Source organism: Chitinophaga sp. SVR4-12A (assembly GCF_056754765.1).
Window position 1 is genome coordinate 433777 of the sequence record NZ_JBPGWP010000002.1, and the last position, 17998, is coordinate 451774.

The 17998-nt window shown below is 49.4% G+C and carries 21 protein-coding genes; 14 read left to right on the forward strand and 7 right to left on the reverse strand.

Annotated elements, in window-relative coordinates; translation table 11 throughout:
• Positions 1 to 84: 84 nt before the first annotated feature.
• Positions 85 to 780 (reverse strand): DsbA family protein, encoded by a 696-nt coding sequence (locus ACR9Y8_RS28175; RefSeq protein WP_481216637.1) that lies wholly within the window; start codon positions 778 to 780, stop codon positions 85 to 87.
• Positions 746 to 1747, reverse strand: coding sequence for a manganese catalase family protein (locus ACR9Y8_RS28180; RefSeq protein WP_481216638.1), 1002 nt, complete (start codon positions 1745 to 1747; stop codon positions 746 to 748). Before ACR9Y8_RS28180 ends, ACR9Y8_RS28175 begins: the two co-directional genes overlap by 35 nt.
• Before the next feature lie 217 nt (positions 1748 to 1964).
• Between ACR9Y8_RS28180 and ACR9Y8_RS28185 the strand changes: the two genes are divergently transcribed.
• The 8 genes from ACR9Y8_RS28185 to ACR9Y8_RS28220 all read left to right on the forward strand — a co-directional run bounded on the left by ACR9Y8_RS28185 (position 1965) and on the right by ACR9Y8_RS28220 (position 7537).
• Positions 1965 to 2333, forward strand: coding sequence for a hypothetical protein (locus ACR9Y8_RS28185; protein WP_481216639.1), 369 nt, complete (start codon positions 1965 to 1967; stop codon positions 2331 to 2333).
• Entirely contained in the window at positions 2330 to 3262 is a 933-nt protein-coding gene (locus tag ACR9Y8_RS28190) for a hypothetical protein (protein WP_481216640.1), read from the forward strand. Before ACR9Y8_RS28185 ends, ACR9Y8_RS28190 begins: the two co-directional genes overlap by 4 nt.
• Complete coding sequence (locus tag ACR9Y8_RS28195) at positions 3232 to 4620, forward strand: hypothetical protein (protein WP_481216641.1); 1389 nt, start codon at positions 3232 to 3234, stop codon at positions 4618 to 4620. The genes ACR9Y8_RS28190 and ACR9Y8_RS28195 overlap by 31 nt, the downstream gene beginning before the upstream one ends.
• A gap of 5 nt (positions 4621 to 4625) precedes the next feature.
• Positions 4626 to 5408 carry an SDR family oxidoreductase gene (locus tag ACR9Y8_RS28200; RefSeq protein ID WP_481216642.1) on the forward strand — a complete coding sequence of 261 codons (783 nt, stop codon included), beginning with the start codon at positions 4626 to 4628 and terminating at the stop codon, positions 5406 to 5408.
• A 31-nt stretch (positions 5409 to 5439) separates the two neighbouring features.
• Positions 5440 to 5817 carry an SRPBCC domain-containing protein gene (locus ACR9Y8_RS28205; RefSeq protein WP_481216643.1) on the forward strand — a complete coding sequence of 126 codons (378 nt, stop codon included), beginning with the start codon at positions 5440 to 5442 and terminating at the stop codon, positions 5815 to 5817.
• Between the two features lie 112 nt (positions 5818 to 5929).
• Entirely contained in the window at positions 5930 to 6583 is a 654-nt protein-coding gene (locus ACR9Y8_RS28210; protein WP_481216644.1) for a phosphatase PAP2-related protein, read from the forward strand.
• Positions 6584 to 6767: 184 nt separating this feature from the next.
• A complete protein-coding gene (locus ACR9Y8_RS28215; RefSeq protein ID WP_481216645.1) occupies positions 6768 to 7121 on the forward strand; it encodes a hypothetical protein in 354 nt (117 codons plus the stop codon).
• Between the two features lie 11 nt (positions 7122 to 7132).
• Entirely contained in the window at positions 7133 to 7537 is a 405-nt protein-coding gene (locus ACR9Y8_RS28220; protein WP_481216646.1) for a hypothetical protein, read from the forward strand.
• Between the two features lie 77 nt (positions 7538 to 7614).
• On the opposite strand, the gene ACR9Y8_RS28225 is transcribed toward ACR9Y8_RS28220, so the two are convergent.
• Positions 7615 to 7782 carry a hypothetical protein gene (locus tag ACR9Y8_RS28225; RefSeq protein ID WP_481216647.1) on the reverse strand — a complete coding sequence of 56 codons (168 nt, stop codon included), beginning with the start codon at positions 7780 to 7782 and terminating at the stop codon, positions 7615 to 7617.
• A gap of 1 nt (position 7783) precedes the next feature.
• On the opposite strand from ACR9Y8_RS28225, the gene ACR9Y8_RS28230 reads away from it, so the two are divergent.
• A complete protein-coding gene (locus ACR9Y8_RS28230; protein ID WP_481216648.1) occupies positions 7784 to 8461 on the forward strand; it encodes a hypothetical protein in 678 nt (225 codons plus the stop codon).
• Between the two features lie 27 nt (positions 8462 to 8488).
• Here ACR9Y8_RS28230 and ACR9Y8_RS28235 read toward each other — a convergent pair whose 3' ends face one another.
• Positions 8489 to 10330 (reverse strand): family 10 glycosylhydrolase, encoded by a 1842-nt coding sequence (locus ACR9Y8_RS28235; RefSeq protein ID WP_481216649.1) that lies wholly within the window; start codon positions 10328 to 10330, stop codon positions 8489 to 8491.
• A gap of 98 nt (positions 10331 to 10428) precedes the next feature.
• Between ACR9Y8_RS28235 and ACR9Y8_RS28240 the strand changes: the two genes are divergently transcribed.
• From ACR9Y8_RS28240 to ACR9Y8_RS28250, 3 genes are all read left to right on the forward strand, one after another.
• Positions 10429 to 10650 carry a hypothetical protein gene (locus tag ACR9Y8_RS28240; protein WP_481216650.1) on the forward strand — a complete coding sequence of 74 codons (222 nt, stop codon included), beginning with the start codon at positions 10429 to 10431 and terminating at the stop codon, positions 10648 to 10650.
• A gap of 1 nt (position 10651) precedes the next feature.
• On the forward strand, positions 10652 to 10792 hold the full coding sequence (locus ACR9Y8_RS28245) for a hypothetical protein (RefSeq protein ID WP_481216651.1): 141 nt from the start codon (positions 10652 to 10654) through the stop codon (positions 10790 to 10792).
• Between the two features lie 61 nt (positions 10793 to 10853).
• On the forward strand, positions 10854 to 12947 hold the full coding sequence (locus tag ACR9Y8_RS28250; protein WP_481216652.1) for a M48 family metalloprotease: 2094 nt from the start codon (positions 10854 to 10856) through the stop codon (positions 12945 to 12947).
• Positions 12948 to 12950: 3 nt separating this feature from the next.
• Here the strand turns inward: ACR9Y8_RS28250 and poxB are convergent, their stop codons facing one another.
• The 3 genes from poxB to ACR9Y8_RS28265 all read right to left on the reverse strand — a co-directional run bounded on the left by poxB (position 12951) and on the right by ACR9Y8_RS28265 (position 16566).
• Positions 12951 to 14678, reverse strand: coding sequence for a ubiquinone-dependent pyruvate dehydrogenase (gene poxB / locus ACR9Y8_RS28255; protein WP_481216653.1), 1728 nt, complete (start codon positions 14676 to 14678; stop codon positions 12951 to 12953).
• A gap of 68 nt (positions 14679 to 14746) precedes the next feature.
• Positions 14747 to 16246 (reverse strand): FAD-binding protein, encoded by a 1500-nt coding sequence (locus ACR9Y8_RS28260; protein WP_481216654.1) that lies wholly within the window; start codon positions 16244 to 16246, stop codon positions 14747 to 14749.
• Positions 16243 to 16566: a Bor/Iss family lipoprotein gene (locus ACR9Y8_RS28265; protein ID WP_481216655.1), complete on the reverse strand. Its 324-nt coding sequence runs from the start codon at positions 16564 to 16566 to the stop codon at positions 16243 to 16245. The genes ACR9Y8_RS28260 and ACR9Y8_RS28265 overlap by 4 nt, the downstream gene beginning before the upstream one ends.
• 163 nt (positions 16567 to 16729) lie before the next feature.
• Here ACR9Y8_RS28265 and ACR9Y8_RS28270 point away from each other — a divergent pair, with 163 nt between their 5' ends.
• Together ACR9Y8_RS28270 and ACR9Y8_RS28275 are read left to right on the forward strand one after the other, a co-directional pair.
• Positions 16730 to 17299 carry a Crp/Fnr family transcriptional regulator gene (locus tag ACR9Y8_RS28270; protein WP_481216656.1) on the forward strand — a complete coding sequence of 190 codons (570 nt, stop codon included), beginning with the start codon at positions 16730 to 16732 and terminating at the stop codon, positions 17297 to 17299.
• Positions 17300 to 17518: 219 nt separating this feature from the next.
• Positions 17519 to 17965: a DoxX family protein gene (locus ACR9Y8_RS28275; protein ID WP_481216657.1), complete on the forward strand. Its 447-nt coding sequence runs from the start codon at positions 17519 to 17521 to the stop codon at positions 17963 to 17965.
• The last annotated feature ends 33 nt before the right edge of the window (positions 17966 to 17998 follow it).

The following is a 17998-nucleotide window of genomic DNA, read 5'->3' on the forward strand; positions in this document are numbered from 1 at the left end:
GAAGGTTTGAAAATTTAAAGGTTTGAAGGTACGCTTGCGACGGCAGCGACTTTCAAACCTTTGAACTTTTAGGTGGTTGCGCAGTTACATTTGTGTGATCACCTGCAGCAAAGCATCATAAGGACGGTAACCCGTGATCACTACACGACGCTCTCCCTGCTTTACTATCAGCGAAGGAAGACGGTTAATATTACGATAGCTCACTTCCTGCAGGTCCTGCTTTAAAAGGTTCACGGCCTGTTCACTTTCCAGGTCTGCTTCAAACCGCTGCAGATCCAATACGCCCGGCTGTTCGCCGCTTAATGCCTTAGCAGTTTCGAGCAGTACTGCTTTCCTGGCAATATTCTTCCCATCTTTCATAATGGCGCATCTCAACGCATACAGGTATAAGTGCGCGGCCTGTTCAGATTGCATGCCCGCGCATATCACCGCCAGACAGGCGGGGTAGGAAGACGCGGGCGGATCAAGGAACCAGATGCGGTCATTCATGGGCTGTCCTGATACCTGGCTGGCCTGCATCCACAAGGGCCCCATCTGCACCGGCTTGCTCACCGCATTCATGGTGTCATGATAGGCGCGCCACTCAGACAATAATCCACCCATACAGTATCTCCATGAAATACGGCCGTGGTACTCCTGGAGCAACTGTTGCCAGGCAGGCTCAAAAGCCCAGCTCCAGCAGCAAAGCGGGTCTGTGTAGTAAACTACTTCCAGTTGCCCGCTTTGCTGTTGCGCGGGTTGCTTTTTACTTACCTTTTGTTTTTCTGCTGCTTCTTGCATGTGTTCTTTTTGAATCTTCTGCGTGCTCTGCGGCAGACATGCTCCAGTGTTGCTCGCCGATCGGCACGGCCATATTGATTTCATTGCTTCTTTCTTCACTCAGCTGCTGATCCAGCTCTGCCACGCCTTCCAGCGTTCTTTCAGTACCCTGCGGTTGCTGGTTTATCAACCCGTTTGTTTCGAGTACATGCTTAACAGGATCTTCAATGTACTGCCATGTTTCACCAAACATGCTGCTTTCTCCTTCATTCCATGGGCCACGGATGGCAGAACCGTTAGACATGTTGAAGTATAGGTTGCTGTAGCGCGGATCGCTTTGCAGCACACCAGGAGGGAAGTTCGGCATGATGCTGTCCAATGCGGCCTGGAACATCTGGAAATGCGCTACTTCACGCGTCATCAGGAAGTTCAGCGTTTCCTTTACATCAGGGTCATCGGTGAACTGCAACAGGTATTCATAAGTGATCTTAGCCCGTGACTCTGCGGCAATATCCGAGCGCAGGTCTACGGTCAGATCGCCGTTACAATCGCCATTGATGTAGGCAGCAGTCCAGGGAACGCCCTGGCTGTTGGTAATAGCGGGGCCCCCTCCGGTAGAGGTCAGGATCTGGGGAGCGATCATCGCCTGGTGAATAAAAGTTTCTTTTGAAGCTTTACCATTCAGCAGCTGCATGATCTCAGAATTTTCTGCTGCATTCTTCAGGTCGCCGTTGATCCCTTGTAATAACATCTGGATGGTGGCGCCCACAATCTCCAGGTGACTAAATTCTTCAGTGGCTATATCCATCAGCAGGTCATATTTGTCAGGGAATGGATGCCGTGCGCCAAATGCCTGCGTGAAATAACGCATCGCAGCAGCCAGTTCACCATTTGCACCGCCGAATTGTTCCAGCAACAACGAAGCAAATGCAGGGTCGGGTTTGGAAACCCGCGCATTAAATTGTAATTCTTTCACGTGATAGAACATATAAAATGATTTTTTGGTGGGCAATAAATAATACAGGTGATGATCAAAAAGCGGTCCATGCAAGACTGCCAGAGTGACGTACAGCAACGGTTGCGGCAAATATGTAGCGCCTGTGTAGAGATATCTCTACTCATTATGCACGTGCAGTGTGCATTTTGTATAGCAGGTAGATGATTATCTTCGCTGGCACTGTTTTTATTAGAGTATCTGTATCTATATGCAAACAGGTAACCTGATAATACTGTTACTGTGGGCACAGGGTATTTATTTCGCCCTTACCGGCATCTGGCCCTTGTTGCACTATCCAAGCTTTGAAAAGATTACAGGCCCTAAAACAGATGTATGGCTCGTGAAGGCAGTGGGAGCGATGGTAAGTGTAATAGCTTTATTGTTATTCATAGCAGCGGTTCACAGGGAAATAAACGTATCCACCCTGATCGCCGGCATGGGCACTGCATTTGCTTTGATGATGGTGGACATCATATACGTTAGTAAAAAAGTAATACGCCCCATTTATCTTATAGACGCAATCATTGAGATAATACTGCTGGGCATATGGATGTTGTACTTATATAAAACACTATGAAGAGCAAAACAGGAATATCTCCCTGGCTGGCCGCCGCCAGGGAAGCATTATCTGCAGATGGCTTATCGCCGGTCTATGACAGGGAAACAGGAGACTTCAGGTACAGCGTATACAATAAAGGCAATGCCCTTTGGGTGGTGGTGTGCTGGAACAATGACTGCCGGGCTGCTTTACGGACTGCCTTTGTGCCGGAAGGAATCCTGCAGCTGGAGCGCATGGAAGAAGAGGAAAACGGCGCAACATTTTTTCTGAAATCAATTATCGGGACTTTTGTAGTAAAGCTGCAATTCCCGGCGGCGGACAAGCCTTTGATTCGTTGTATCACCACTTTAAAGCCCGGCGAACCATTGGTAATACCCTTCTGGCCGCGCGATCTGCTGATGCTTGGTAAAGACGGCGCTACTGCAATGCCGGACGGTGAAGTGTACACGCATCAGCTGGGGCCACGTTCGGGGCTATTATACGCCGGTATTAAAAAGCCGCGCACGGGCGCTTTCCTGTACCAGCAAAACCTGACTGCCCTCGGTGACTATTGCCAGCAAACAAATACTTCAGTAGCAGATTCAGTAGGCGGATCCTGGCCGGAGCTGGGCTTTGCATTGCCGGCGTCCAAAGACAAAGCTTTGGAGGAGGGCAAAGAATACATCATCTCCGACGCGTTCCTGTTGACAGACGCTACCGTTCCTGCTGATGAATTTGAGATGGCCAGGCAGTTCCTGGAGCTGCTGGCCGGGATATACGTGCATTTCCCGCTGCCGTCCACGAAGTATCATGCCTGGCTGCAGACAGTGGAGAAAACGCTCAATGATCTGCAATATAGTCCGGGATGCTGGACCCAGGTGCAGGGCAAACCGTATCTGAATGCGTATGTATGCGATTATGAGACTCCCCCGAGAGCATGGTGCAGCTGGCAGTATTGCTGCCAATGATGGAATATGCAAGCTGGAGCAGGGAGGACATACCAATGATCAAATATATAAACCAGGGGTTGCCTGCATTTTATGATGAACGGATTAATTGTGTAGTACGCTGGCTGCCTGCTGCAGAAGGTAAACTGACACGGGAAGAAGAGCATAAAAAGCCGCGGGTAATGGATGCCTGGTACCTGCATCATCCACTGCTCAACCTGTCAAGAATGGCGCTGGCAGGAGATAAAACGGCAAAAAAGCTTTTCCTCGATTCCATGGAATATGTCATCAAAGTTGCACATCACTTTAAGTACCAGTGGCCGGTTTTCTACAACCTGGATACACTGGAAGTAATAAAAGAAGAGACAAAGCCGGGAGCAGGAGGGGAGAAAGATGTACCCGGCTTGTATGCGCTTGTTATGCTGCAGGCCTGGGAACTTACGGAAGATAAACGCTACCTGGAGGAAGCCAAGAAAGCAGCCAGGGCGCTGCAGGGAACCGGTTTTACCCTGTTTTACCAGGCTAACAATACGGCATTTTCAGCAGGCGCGATGCTGCGTTTATGGAAGGCAACAAAAAACAAGCTGTACCTGAATCTCAGTTATCTGTGCCTCGCCAACATTTTTAAGAATGTTTGGCTCTGGGATTGCAATTATGGCTATGGCAAAGATTACCCTAGCTTTTTTGCGCTCTTCCCCCTGAATGATGCGCCTTATACAGCCGTATATGAAGAGCAGGAAGGATTCGCCGCTTTCCATGATTACCTTCATCATGCAGAAGGAACGGAGATCCTGCCGGCAGCCACTTTACTGCTAACAGAGTTTATACGGAATATGCTTCACAAGGCGGTGTATTATTATCCACCTATGTTGCCAAAGAAGATCCTTGCTGAAAAAACCAAGACCGGGGAATTGGATCCCAACCTGTGGATACCGCTGGAAGATTTCTATGATGGTTGGAAGAAGCCGGGAGAGGTAGGCCAGGAGGTGTACGGCGCAGGCCTCGCATTTACCGTTGTTCCCCGTCATTACCACGCGGTACCAGAGCATTTTATGATGTTCATAGATTATCCTGTAAAGGATTTTTCTATTGCGAAAGACGGCGCCGTTACTTTCACGGTAGGCGGAAACAACATGGGCTGCTGCCGGATGGTACTGCTGCCCTGGAAAGACAAGCCCTTACCCGCTGTTACAGTTACCGGTGAACGCGGAGCAATAACAGGCAGACAGCACCCTGACGGGTATATGGAGTTTATAGTCAGCGGCGGCCAGCAAATTGCCCTTCACCGACAGGAGCAGGCAAAGCGCCAAAGGAAGGGAAAAGAAGCTACCAAACCATCAGACGCGGAAAAGCAAGCGATTATTAACGAGTTAAAATAACAGACATGAAAGCATCCTACAGAACCGCTGAAAATCCGGCTTATCTTCCGGAGGACGTGAGCGGAAAAGCAGTGCTCATTACAGGAGGCACTACCGGTATTGGCCGCGCCACTGCCTTGCTGCTGGCTGCTTGCGGCGCAAGGGTCCTGATATTCGGCCGGCATGAACAGGAGCTGGACGATACCCTCCAATCCTGCAGGCAGGAAAACGAGGACGCAGAAATCCATGGCCTGATAGCAGACAGCTCCAGTAAAGAGGGCATTGAACAGGTATTTGCAGCGGTAGATCGCCAGCTGGGCGGATTGGACATACTGGTCAACAACGCAGCACTGGCTTATAATGGAGTAATGGAAGGTAGTTATGACGACTGGCAATACATCGTAAACACCAACCTGCTTGGCTATATGGCCTGCGCACACGAAGCCGTGCAGCGCATGAAGGAAGCCGGCGGCGGTCATATTGTAAACATCGGTTCCATGAGCGCAGACGTGAGAGAAAAGGACAGCTCGGTGTATGTGGCTACCAAAGCCGGAATACAGGGTTTTTCAGCATCCTTGCGTAAGGAAGTGAACCCCCTGGGCATTAAAGTAACGCTGATAGAGCCGGGGGCCGTAGGCACCGATATGCAGGCCGACAATGTCCCGCCGGATAAGCAACCCGAAAAGGAAGAAAAAATGGAAATGCTCAAAGCAGAAGACATTGCCGCCTGCGTGCTGTATACTGTTTCCCAGCCCGCCCGCTGCGATGTGGTAAGCGTTCAGATACGACCGCATCTGCAGATCCTATAATGCCGTTAAGTTTAAATACCTTTGCCGCATTATGAAGGATTATAAGAAACACTTTATTATCCCGGCGCCCCCGGAAGAGGTATATGCGGCATTAACCAATCCTGCCACCATCCAGTTATGGTCTGGCGAACCGGCGGAGATGTCTACCACGCCTGGTGATGAATTCTCTTTATGGGAAGGCAGCATCGTGGGCCAGAACCTCGAATTTGAGGAAGGCAGGAAGATCGTACAGGAATGGTATTTCGGTGAACAGGAAGACCCTTCCATTGTTACCATCATCCTGCATCCCGATAAAAAAGGCACCTCCGCAGAGCTCAAACATACCAACATCCCCGACGAAGCCTACCAGGATATCGTGCAGGGCTGGCAGGAAACCTATTTCGGCGCCCTGATCGATTTTTATGCATAATTCATATATACTTTTATTGCGGAAATGCCCACCGAAATAAATAGAGTTAACAATTTGTTTATATGACTTATTTATATTAAAATTACGCTCTATAAGTTAGATACTGACACTGATGAGTGTGCACACATTAAAGAAAAACTGGCAGCTTTCCTGGGAAAACGCCGGTTTTAAGTTGAAGCTGATAGTGGGGATGGCAATACTGGTATTGATTTTCCTGATGCTGCCCAGCTTCTTCCAATACATCGAAAACCGCAACGGCACTGTTTTAAACGATTGGGTATTAGCCGCCATCCCGGCTAAGGACGTTTCTATCCCCATCATGATCTTGATCTGGGGGATGATTTTCCTGTTCACCGCGAGGGTGATCGCCAAACCGCAACTGTTCCTACGTTTCCTGATCGCATACGTGCTGATCACCTCTACCCGCTGCCTTACCATTTACCTGGTGCCGCTGGCGCCCCCGCTTAACATGATCGAGCTCACCGATCCGCTGACAGGCGTTTTTTACGGCGGCCAGAGCATTAGTAAAGATCTCTTCTACTCCGGTCATACTTCCCTGCTTTTCCTGATCTATCTCTGTATAGAAAAGAAGGTGGATAAGTACCTGGCCGGCTTCAGCACCCTGGCAGTAGCCATCTTACTGCTGGTGCAGCATGTGCACTATACTACCGATGTTGTTTTCGCGCCTTTTTTCTCCACCCTGGCATTCCAGCTGGGAAAGAAATGGGCAGAGTGTAAAAAAACAGCGCTGGCAAAAGACCTGTAAAACTTATTACCGCTTATAATTTATTTGCCGGGTAACGTATTCGTTACCCGGCATTTTTGTTTGTAAGCCCGGGATATGCTTAATCTATCTTAATAAACTTTCAGAAAGTTTTGAAAATATGATATGATTCGATATCTTTGTTATCAGAAAGTGCAGGGATGGCAATCACCTAAATACATCAGCCGTGAATACACTTGCGCACATACTATACCTTCTGATCACTTTTTTTATAACCGTGCGTGTTGGCCTGATCTTTTACAGGAATGGCCGCCTGTTCATACTGAATTTACTGCACCAGGACACGCAGCTCACAGACTTTATTAACAAGGCCTTGCTGGTGGGGTATTACCTGTTGAACCTGGGTTACGCAACGCTCATGTTTAAGGTATGGAAACCGGTACAGAACTGGGAGGACTTGCTATCAGGCCTCAGCACAATGACGGGCAAGATCCTCATCACCCTGGCTGTGATCCATTTCTGCAACATGGCCCTCATTCATTTCTTCAGTAAAAGAAACAATCATTCCATTCATGCTTAAAATATAATGATATGAAAACGTCCTACACATTTACTACCTACCTGGTGTACCTCCCGCTTGTGATCCTGCTTACGTGGTATGTAGCGCATACCTTGTTCAAAAACGGTCGTGTGTTTATGCTGGATATCTTCCACGGCAAAGAGGACATCGCAGGGGCTACCAATAAGCTGTTTGAAACAGGCTTTTACCTGTTAAACCTGGGCTTCGCTTTCCTGATCATGGAAGTAATGCACGCCATTACCAGTGGCCAGGATATGCTGGAAACGCTCAGCTATAAAATAGGCGGCTTCTGCATCTACTTAGGTGTGATGCTCTTCTTCAACCTGTATCTTTTCTTCCGTGGCAGAAGGATCTCAAAAGAAAAAGCAAGACTGGCGGCAGCTGCTACAGCAGCCGGCTTCCTGCCTGCGAAATAATTGTTTCATCCATCTTTAAATATAAAAGAGACTGCTCGAAAGAACAGCCTCTTTTGCATTGAAACAAAGTTCGTCCGTTACAGTACACAAAGGTCAGTCTGGGGACAAGTGATCTCGGATGGACACATCCAGCAGCCACTGGGGATAGATTTTGCTTCCTTTTTTGAGGGTTGCTGTCCGGATTTGCTGAGATTAGAGATCTTGATCTTGTTGAGCTGGAGCTTTTGGGTTGTTTTCTTTTTCATAATGATGATTTTGGGGGTAAAAATTGTTAATCCTTCAAAGATAGCAGAATGGCGCATCGAAAAAATCACCGGAAAAGGTGATTTTCAATGCACCATGGCCTCAGTGAATCTTCTCACATTTTACTCGTATCTTACTTGGACTATGAATCGCTATAGCTCCCTATTCCTTGTCCTTATGGCCTTAGCTGGAAGTCAAGCCTGTTACGGACAGGCTAAACAGGAGGTCATTACCTGTATCCGAAAACAATTCCAGGCAATCAATGCAGATACAACATTTAAGAGCATTACACTTGAAGGAGAAGACTTTTTAGAATATACAACGGATGGAGGATGTTCTTTAACCGCTTACCTAAGAAAAGATACCATCGTAAAAATGGTGGAATGGATTGGTATCTCTTTTGGAAACAGAATAAGAGAGTACTACTTCGGGCATAAAGCGCTCATTTTTGTTTACGAAAGATTTGAATCCTTTATTCAAAAAGAGGACGGCCTCGATTATACAAAGACAACGCCCACCTTCCAGGGAAGATATTACTTTCATAAGGGCCATTTAATCGAACAGAGATCGGATGGCAAAAGAACCATGACTGAAGGGAAAGAGGATATAGAAAAACAACTGAAAGCAGCGGCTGCCGGCAATATTGAACTAATAATACACAAAGGCCGCCCCACCCGGTAGCAGGACGGCCTTCATCATTTTGTAGATTTAATAACGGATCTTTACCAGCTTCACGGTTTGCTTAACATTTCCCTGTATCACTACCACATAATAAATACCTGTCGGGTATTCATTGCCAATCATGATCGTACTATTCGGCATCACATTATCCCGCGTTTCTACAATTCTTCCGTTATTATCTGTAACGCTGATCCGCAGTGGTTGTTCTATCTTGCTTTGAACTAACAGTATGAACTGATCCGCACTGGGATTAGGCCTCACCTTTATGCTTAAACGCTTGTCTGCCTTATCATGTTTTTCAAACCACGGATGCGCAATGGGTGCATGTTCCCCTTGTACGCGTACTTTCTCCCGTTTAGAGGGCCGGCTTTCATTATGAAACCTGTCCAGCGCAGTAACACGGTAGTAGTATTTAGTGCCCGGTATTACAGTTGTATCTGTGAATGCCTTAGCATCAGTATTGGTAATAGCCAGTATATTTTCCACAAGGTTAAGATCTGTCACACGGCTGGTAGAACGGTACACCACAAACTGGCTGGCCTTTTGCAATTCATTGGAAGTATACTGCTGCCTCCAATCCAGCACCACTGAATCGGCGCCGTATTGCCTGGCTTTAAGACGATAAGGCGCCTCCGGCGGAATGCTGTCTCGCCAGGGCATGGCGGGCAGTAATGCGGGACGTTGATAAAAGAAGAGCCGCAAAGAATCACGAAAACCCAGTTTTGTAGTACTACGCAGGCTGCTCGTATTATAAATGGATTGACCGTAGATATTAGCGTACGCGGTATCCCGGTTCATCCTTATTTCGTTCGGGATCTGCGAAGGATTCGCCCAGTTCACACCCTGTGCAGGATCATTTACTTTATAACCTGCCATTCCGATGTAAATATGCCTGCCGCTGGCTTGCTTATTCCACCAGGGAATGATCAGACCGTAATTAGCGCCGGGCTGACCGATGTACCAATACACCTGTGGCATAATATAATCCACCCAGCCTTCCTGCAGCCATCTGCGCGTATCGGCGTATAAGGTGGTATAGTGTTCGAGCCCGCTGGTAGGAGAGCCTATATCCGGGTTCGTGCTGTTACGGTAAATGCCCGAAGGTGATACGCCGAACTTCACCCAGGGTTTGATGGTCCTGATGCTGTCATACACTCTTTTGATCAGCAGGTTCACATTATCGCGGCGCCAGTCTGCCCGGTTGCTGAACCCACGCGGGTCTGCCGCAAAAGAAGCAGAGTCGTTAAAAGGCGCAGTGCCCGCAGGAGCCGCAGGCGGGTAAAAGTAATCGTCAAAGTGAATGCCATCCACATCATAGCGGCGCACAATATCGTTGATCACGCTGTTGATGTAATCCCTTACGGCCGGCAGCCCGGGATCCAGCACCCGCAATGTGCCCTGGCTTAACAGCCATTCAGGATGCTGTTTGGCCACATGGCTGGCGGCAAAATTGGGCAGGTTATTAGCGTTGGCCACTGCCCGGTAAGGATTGATCCATGCATGGAACTCGATGCCTCTTTTATGACACTCTGCGATCATAAACTGCATAGGGTCCCAGGCGGGATCAGGGCCCACGCCTTGCGTACCGGTAAGATCGGCGCTCCAGGGATCTATGTCGCTGGGATACATGGCATCGCACTGGCTGCGCACCTGTATGAACAACGCATTCAGACCGGTGGTTTTGTGATGTTCTACAATGCTGATAAAGGCCGCCCTTTGTTGTTCGGGCGTTTGCGTACGATTGGGCCAGTCGATGTTCGCGTAGGTAGCGATCCAGGCGCCGCGCAGCTCGCGTTTCGGTGATTGCTGGGCTTTGAGCGTAAGGCATAGGAAGAGCCATAACAGAATACAAGGTAAACGTTTGATCATAGGGGATTGATTTTGATGTTACAGTAAAGGGTTGATGTCCGCTATCTTTGTATAAGGGAAGCTACAAATTTTACCAACATCTTCAAATACCCTTTACAATGGATTTAACCACACAACTAAATTTTATCCTGCAGGTACTGAAGCTGGCAGAGCGGCTTAAATTTAAACTGCGGCATAGCAACCCGGCCATCAAAATCGAAAAAGAACAGCGTGAAAGGGCCGCTATCGAAAATCTGCGCCGTCACCTCGATAGCCTGTGGGAGAGGAGATCCATCAGCTGTGGTATGAATTCGAAGAAAAAGGGAGGAAATAGAATTTGATATGTCTTATATGATGGATAAGCATGTGCAGTTTGATGCCACGCTCACCCGGTTAAAAGCATTGATTGAAAAACAAGCGGAAGATAAGATGATCATCGCCGGTGTGGATGTGGAAGCCGTGAAAAAACGTGTAGCCCTGTAGGAAAAATAACAATTTTTTTTATTATGTTGTGGACTAATATTAAATACCCATTGTACCCGCCATGAGCGACTATTTATACCCGCTACCGCCCGAACGTGTTTATGCAGAGAAAATAATGCCTTCACCGGAATTCAAAAAGCAGGTGACCAAGGTGATTATTGCTATCCTGCTTTTCCTGCTTACCTACATTGCGCTGCTTGTAGTGGCAGTGGGCCTGGCCATCGCCTGCTGTTATGCAGGTATCTGGATCGTGGTACATCTTCCTAAGCTCATCACCCTGATCCTGGGTGGCGGGTTGATAGCCGTAGGCATCTCCGTATTGTATTTCCTGGTGAAATTCGTCTTCGCCGTATCAAAGGACGACAATCCGGGTAGAATCGAAATAACGGAAGCAGAACAGCCTAGGCTGTTTGCTTTTATCCGCCGTCTCACAACAGACACCAATACGCCCTTTCCTAAAAAGATCTTCCTCTCGCCGGATGTGAACGCCTGCGTATTCTATCATTCCAGCTTCTGGAGTATGTTCCTGCCCGTGCCTAAGAACCTGGAAATAGGCCTGGGGCTGGTCAACAGCATCAACATCAGTGAGTTTAAAGCCGTGATGGCCCACGAGTTCGGCCATTTCAGCCAGCGCAGCATGAAGCTGGGCAGCTTCACCTATAATACCAACCGTATTATCTATAACATGCTATACGATAACCGCGGTTATGCGGCCTTTATTGAAGCATGGGCAGACATCCACAGCTATCTCGCCTTATTTGCCGGTATCACCGTAAAGATCGCGCAGGGCATCCAATGGATCCTGAAAGGAATGTATAAGCTGATCAACAAAAGCTACATGGCCCTCAGCCGTGAAATGGAGTTTCATGCAGATACCATTGCGGCCAGTGTGGCAGGCGGTAATAACCTGGTAACAGCCCTCAGCAGGGTAGAAGTGGCGGGTGGTTGTTATTCCTCTGCCATCAACACAGCTAATGACTGGCTGAAGGAAAAGAAAGTGGCCAGGAACATCTTCCGCAACCAGCTCACAGTTTTTCGCGCCATGGCGGATGATTACGAGCTGCCCTTAAAAGAAGGCTTACCGGAAATATCCTACCAGTTCATCCGCTCCTTCTCACGGTCACGTATCAACTACCGCGACCAATGGGCCAGTCACCCTACGCTCGAAGAAAGAAAGCTGAACCTGGACCAGGCCGCGATGGATGCGCTTCCGGACGCTACCAGCGCATGGACTATTTTCGATAATATAGAAGCCCTGCAGGAAAAACTGACTGCCAACCTGTACCGCTCCGTGAAGCTGGAAGCCGACGTCCATCACTACGATGCGCAGGAATTTGATACCTGGCACGCCACCCAACAGGAAACCTACCAGCTGCCCATGGCGTACAAGGGGTTCTATAACGGCAGGTACATCAACATCGTGAGCTGGGACCTCGCAGAAGTAGTAAAGCTGCCTGCACCCGATAGCTTCGACGCCTTATTCAATGAAGAGAACAGGCAACTGCAGGCAGGCATCTCTGGCAACGAAAGAGACAAAGAGCTTGCACAGGCCATTCGCGACAAACAGATAGACGTCAGCAGTTTTGATTTCGATGGACAGAAATATACCCGCAGCGATTGCGATCACATTATCAACCAGCTGAGCACAGAGATCATACAATTAAAAGAACGGCAGGAACTGGCGGATAAACAGGCTTTCGCCTTCTTTTACCAGCAGGCCAAGGGTCAGCAGGAAGCCGTGATGAACTATTACAGCCAATTCCAGGCAACCAGCGCCCGCTATGACGCTTACCTGCAGATCATGAATAAAGTAAACCGCACGCTGAACCTTTTCTACCAGGGTGGCCTTACGCTGGAACAGGTGCAGGACACCGTCACCAACCTGCGTAACAATGAAGAGTGGGAATTGAAAAGAGCCCTGCAGGGATTGATCAACGAGCAGGTGATCACTGCGGAAACACCAGGCGATCTGCACAAACGTATACAGGAGTTTATAGATACCCGTTATACCTATTTCAAAGACGAAGCTTTCCAGAACGATGAGCTGAGCGCCCTGTACGAATTAGCCGGTAAAGTAGCCCAAACCTTAAGCGCCGTGCGTTTTACGCACTACAAGGCTTTGCTGTTGGGACAGCTGGAGGCTTATGAAAAGTAAAGCCTATTTGTTCAAAAAATTGGTGCTCAGCGTTTGCCATACTTCTGCGCCTTCGCCCGCGAGCACCTGTTTAAGCATATAGAGGCTGAAGCCTTTTGCTTCCTTGAAATTGATGGTAGGGGGCAGCGTTAGCTCGGAAGGGTTCACCACTACATCTATCAATGCTGGCCCGGGGTGGGAGAATGCTTTCGAAAGCGCTGGCTGGATCTCTTCCGGGTGCTCTACCCTGATGCCTGGCATACCCATGGCAGTAGCCATCTTGGCAAAATTGGGGTTTTTAAGGTCGGTGCCGAAAGGCTGCAGCCCCGCCACTTTCATTTCCATCGCTACAAAGCCCAGGGAGCTGTTGTTATACAACACCAGTTTTACCGGAAGATGGTATTGCAGGATGGTGAGTACCTCGCCCATCAACATACCAAAGCCGCCGTCGCCGCATAATGCGATCACCTGCCTCCCCGGGAAGGCCAGCTGCGCGCCAATAGCCATCGGCATAGCGGCGGCCATAGAGCCGTGATTGAAAGAGCCGATCAGCCTTTGTTCGCGCCGCATCTTCAGGTAGCGGGCTGCCCATACGGTAGGAGCCCCTACATCCGCCGTGTAGATGGCATTATCAACAGCAGTGTCGCTTACCAGTTTAGTCAGATATTCCGGGTGGATGGGTTGCACGCCCTGCTTGCCTTTGGCGTGCGCTTCCAGGCGTTCTTTGCTGGTGGCATACCTGTTCAGGCTTTTGGTAAGATGCCCGCGGTCAGTTTTCTTTTCCAGCAAAGGAAGCAGCGCCATGACCGTTTCCTTTACATCTCCTGCGAGGCCCTGGTGTAATCTGCATCTCCTGCCCAGCCTTTCCGGCCGTATATCTACCTGCACGATCTTTACATCTTCGGGGTACCAGTCCTTGTAAGGAAAATCAGTTCCCAGCATCAACAACAGGTCGCTGTCCTTCATGGCATGATAACCGGAGGAGTGGCCTATCAGGCCGGTCATGCCCACATCAAAAGGGTTATCGTGTTCTACGTGCTCCTTGCCTCTTAATGAATGTACAACAGGCGCATTGATCTTATCGGCCAGCTGCAGGATCGCGGCATGTGCGCCTGCACAGCCGCTGCCACACAGCAGAGTTACACGGGTGGATTGGTTGATGAGCGAGGCAAGCTCTTTTAGTTCTGTATCGCAGGGGCGAATGCTGGCGCGGATAGGAGCCAGCTCATGTTCCAGTTCCGGCCATTCAATTTTTTCTTCCGCCACATCGCCGGAGAGGCCGATCACGGAAACACCCCGCATCCCTACTGCATATTGCATAGCGATCTGTAATACCCGGGGCATCTGGCGGCCGGAAGAAATGATCTCACAGTAATGGCTGCACTCCCGGAAGATCAGCTCGGGATGTGTTTCCTGGAAATAACCAGTGCCTATCTCACTGCTGGGGATATGTGCTGCAATAGCCAGTACCGGGGCCATGCTGCGGTGGGCATCATAAAGACCGTTGATCAGGTGCAGGTTGCCAGGACCACAGCTGCCCGCGCATACAGCCAGCTTCCCGGTAAGCTGTGCTTCTGCACTGGCGGCAAAAGCGGCGGCCTCTTCGTGCCGGTAGTGGATCCATTCTATATCTCCACTCTTGCGGATCTCTTCCGTGACGGCATTCAGCGAGTCGCCTACAATGCCATGAACACGGCGTACGCCTGCTTTCCGCAGGATGGTAACAAGGGCTGCGGCAATGGTGCTTGACATATCAGCGGCATTTGTTGTCTATAAAGTTAAGACGCCCCCTTCGTAAAGTTATCGGACGCTGCAGCAGTTTATAAACCCCATTGCTGTATGATGGGGTTCGTGAATACAGTGAGCGCCTGCGGGTCCATTAATTGTTTGCGGGACGCCTTCCATTGATCAAGGTGATCGCCGTACATCTTTCTCAAACGGGCAGGTGTCAGCTCATTTACTTTGCCCCAATGGAAAGCGTAGGGAATGTTCAGGCGGTCCAGCTCTTTCCATACTTCGCTGTAGAAAGCATGGGTGGTGGCAGAGAAAGCGCCGTCCAGCTCTACCACGCAGGTATAAGGAAAGCGGGTAAAGGCCAGCAGTGCTTGTGATTGTTTCACAAAGCGGAAGGCAAAGAGGCCGGAAAAGGGACCTTTTGATTTGTTGATATTCATCAGCAGATCTATCATCGTGCCTACCTGCTCTATCGGGATGCCGATGGCGGCGCTTAACAGCTTTCCGTGCAGCGTAGTGTTGTCAAAGATCTCGCCCAGAGTACCGAACTGTTTATCAAAAAGCGTGAGCGAGCCGGCCAGCAGTTTGTTCACCAGTGTAGGCACCAGCTTGGGGATGGCATCTGTCAGCTTCCCTATAAAGCAGGGCGCATCATCGCCAGGACCGATACCGGCCGAGTTGCGCACCGGCGCTGTATAATCAGTACGGTAGGGCCTTTTGTACATGATGGTCACGTACGCAAGATTCTTCTTGTCATAGGGATTGATGATCACCTGGAAATGATAGGGGCGCTCATTGCCGCAGGGCAGCGTAGCTTTCGAAAAATCGAGCGTGCACATAATGTCGCGCAGCGTATTGTCAAAGGTCTTTTGCTGCATATAGGCTTCCAGCAGAAAGATCTCCTCCGTTTCTATCATTACGCCATGAATGATGCCGAAGCTGCCAAAGCTTACCAGGGCCGCATTAAACAGGGTGTCGTCCCTTACCAGTTCTGCGCCGATCAGGCTTGTGAAACGGTCTGATACAACGGGGTAGGAGGCGCGTTCCAGCCAGATGTGACGCTTGTCGCCCACAATGAGATGGAGGCCGGTCACATAATCCTGTACGGAGCCTACATCAAAAGCAGAACCATGCGCGCCGGTGGAGATCACCCCGGCAATGGTCTGCCCATTGCTGGCCCCTGATGTTTTGAGGGAGAGCCTGCGTTGTTTCATAAAATTGTGCAGCTCCCATACACCTGTGCCGCATTGGGCCATGAATAGTTTGGAAGGATCGCCTTTATAGGCCGGGTTCACACTGGCAGCTGTAATGGTGAAGACCGTGTTCAGCGATTTTGTTTCCAGCATAATGCCCGGGGTGGCGGCGATGGGCGTCCACGACCAGCCGGCTCCCAGCCCGCGCAGGTGGCTGCTCCTGGTCACCGCATCCTGAATCAGTTGCTGAAAACCTGCGGTGGCCGCATTATAGCTTTCGATGGCGCCGCCGTCGCCGTTAGCCAGTTCATAGCGGTTCTCGATATTGTATACGAATGTTTCATGCTGGTTTTCCCAGGTGTGATCATTCGTTTTGAAGATCTTCATGCTCATAGCTCAGCGGTTTTTGGACAAGGTTTGCCGCATTTGTATTCCAGCCGTATGGGGCTGTAGATACCCAGCGTAATGATGGTGATCAGGGTGTAACCGAAATTGTTCCTTACCCGTACTTCAGACATGCCGTAAATGCCCAGCGAATCACAGTTAGGGGTAGGAATATCTTTCTGTTGTGCAAGGCCCCAAAAATAGCTGTGGGCAGTCACTTTCCTGACGCCGGTGCCCGACTGGGCATGGGTGGCCACCCTGTAAGTATAACAGCTGCTGAATACAATGGAGCAGGCTGCCAGTAACAAGGCGATGCATGCATGTTTCATAGTGGGAAATTTGGGGTGAAACACAAACATTTCGTGTTAAAATACGGGATCCTGTGCTGGCTGCCGTCTATAACCGAGTAAATGGCAGTCCGTGTCTAACGGATGGCAGAAACAGGCCTACAAACGGTATCACTGATTGCAGGTATTTGAGTACTTTTGACCCATGTATGAATTGATACTGGCCCACATCGGCCGGCACGTTACATTAGATCCATCAGCGCAGGAAAAATTCTGCACTGCGCTGCAGCTCAGAAAATTACGCCGGCGGCAGTACCTGCTGCAGGAAGGTGATTTTTGCCGTTATGATCATTTCGTGATCAAAGGCGGCCTGCGCCAGTATGAAGTGGATGAAGAAGGCCGCGAGAACGTCATGCAGTTCGGCTTTGAAGATTGGTGGATCACGGATTGGTATAGTATGCTCACCAACACGCCGACGGCGTACAATATTGAAGCGCTGGAAGATACAGAAGTATTACAGATAGAACGCGTAAAGCTGGAACAGCTGTTTTTGGAGATCCCTGCGCTGGAAAGATATTTCCGGATCATCATTCTGAATGCTTTTGTGGCCCTGCAGCGCAGAGTGCTGTTCATGCAGAAATCTTCTGCAGAACGGTATGCGGAGTTTTTAGTGAGGTATGCGCATGTGGAGCAAAGGGTATCGCAACAGCATGTGGCGTCTTACCTGGGGATTACGAGGGAGACGCTGAGCAGGTTGAAGAGTAAAAAGGTCTGAGGTCTGAGGTCTGACGTTCGTTGGATGTTTAAAGTTTAGAACAGCTGTGCTGTTAAGGCACACTTGTCCCGAACCTTCAACTTTTAACGAACCTCAGACTTCAGACCCCAAACCTCAAACTTTTTGTGACCTTTATCACAACTTTTTTTTACCAAACATCACAAGTTTATACTCCCATCACCCCTCAACTTTGTACTGTCAAAACGAAAGTACAAAGCAATGATGCAACAAATTTTAACTACAGAGAACAACTGGACAGGCATGATCCTGCGATTGACACTTGGCCTCGTTATCTTTCCCCATGCCGCCCAGAAATTATTCGGATGGTTCAACGGCCCGGGACTGTCCGGTGAAATGCATTACCTGACCCAGGTAGCCGGCCTCTCCACCTTTACCGCCGCCATGGTGATCCTTGTAGAATGCGGCTGTACCCTGCTGCTGCTAACCGGATTTGCCACCAGGATAGCCGCCCTTGGCATGCTGGGGCTCTTCATCGGTATGATCGTAGCGGTACACTACAAAACAGGATTCTTTATGAACTGGTTCGCACAAGCCCCCGCGGGGAGCGAAGGTTTTGAATACCATCTCCTGGTGATAGGGATGTGTATAGCGATGCTGGTAACAGGAGGAGGGAAGTTTTCAGTGGATAAGTTGATAGTGGGGTAAAAGTCGTTAGTCATCAGTCGTTAGTCGTTAGTA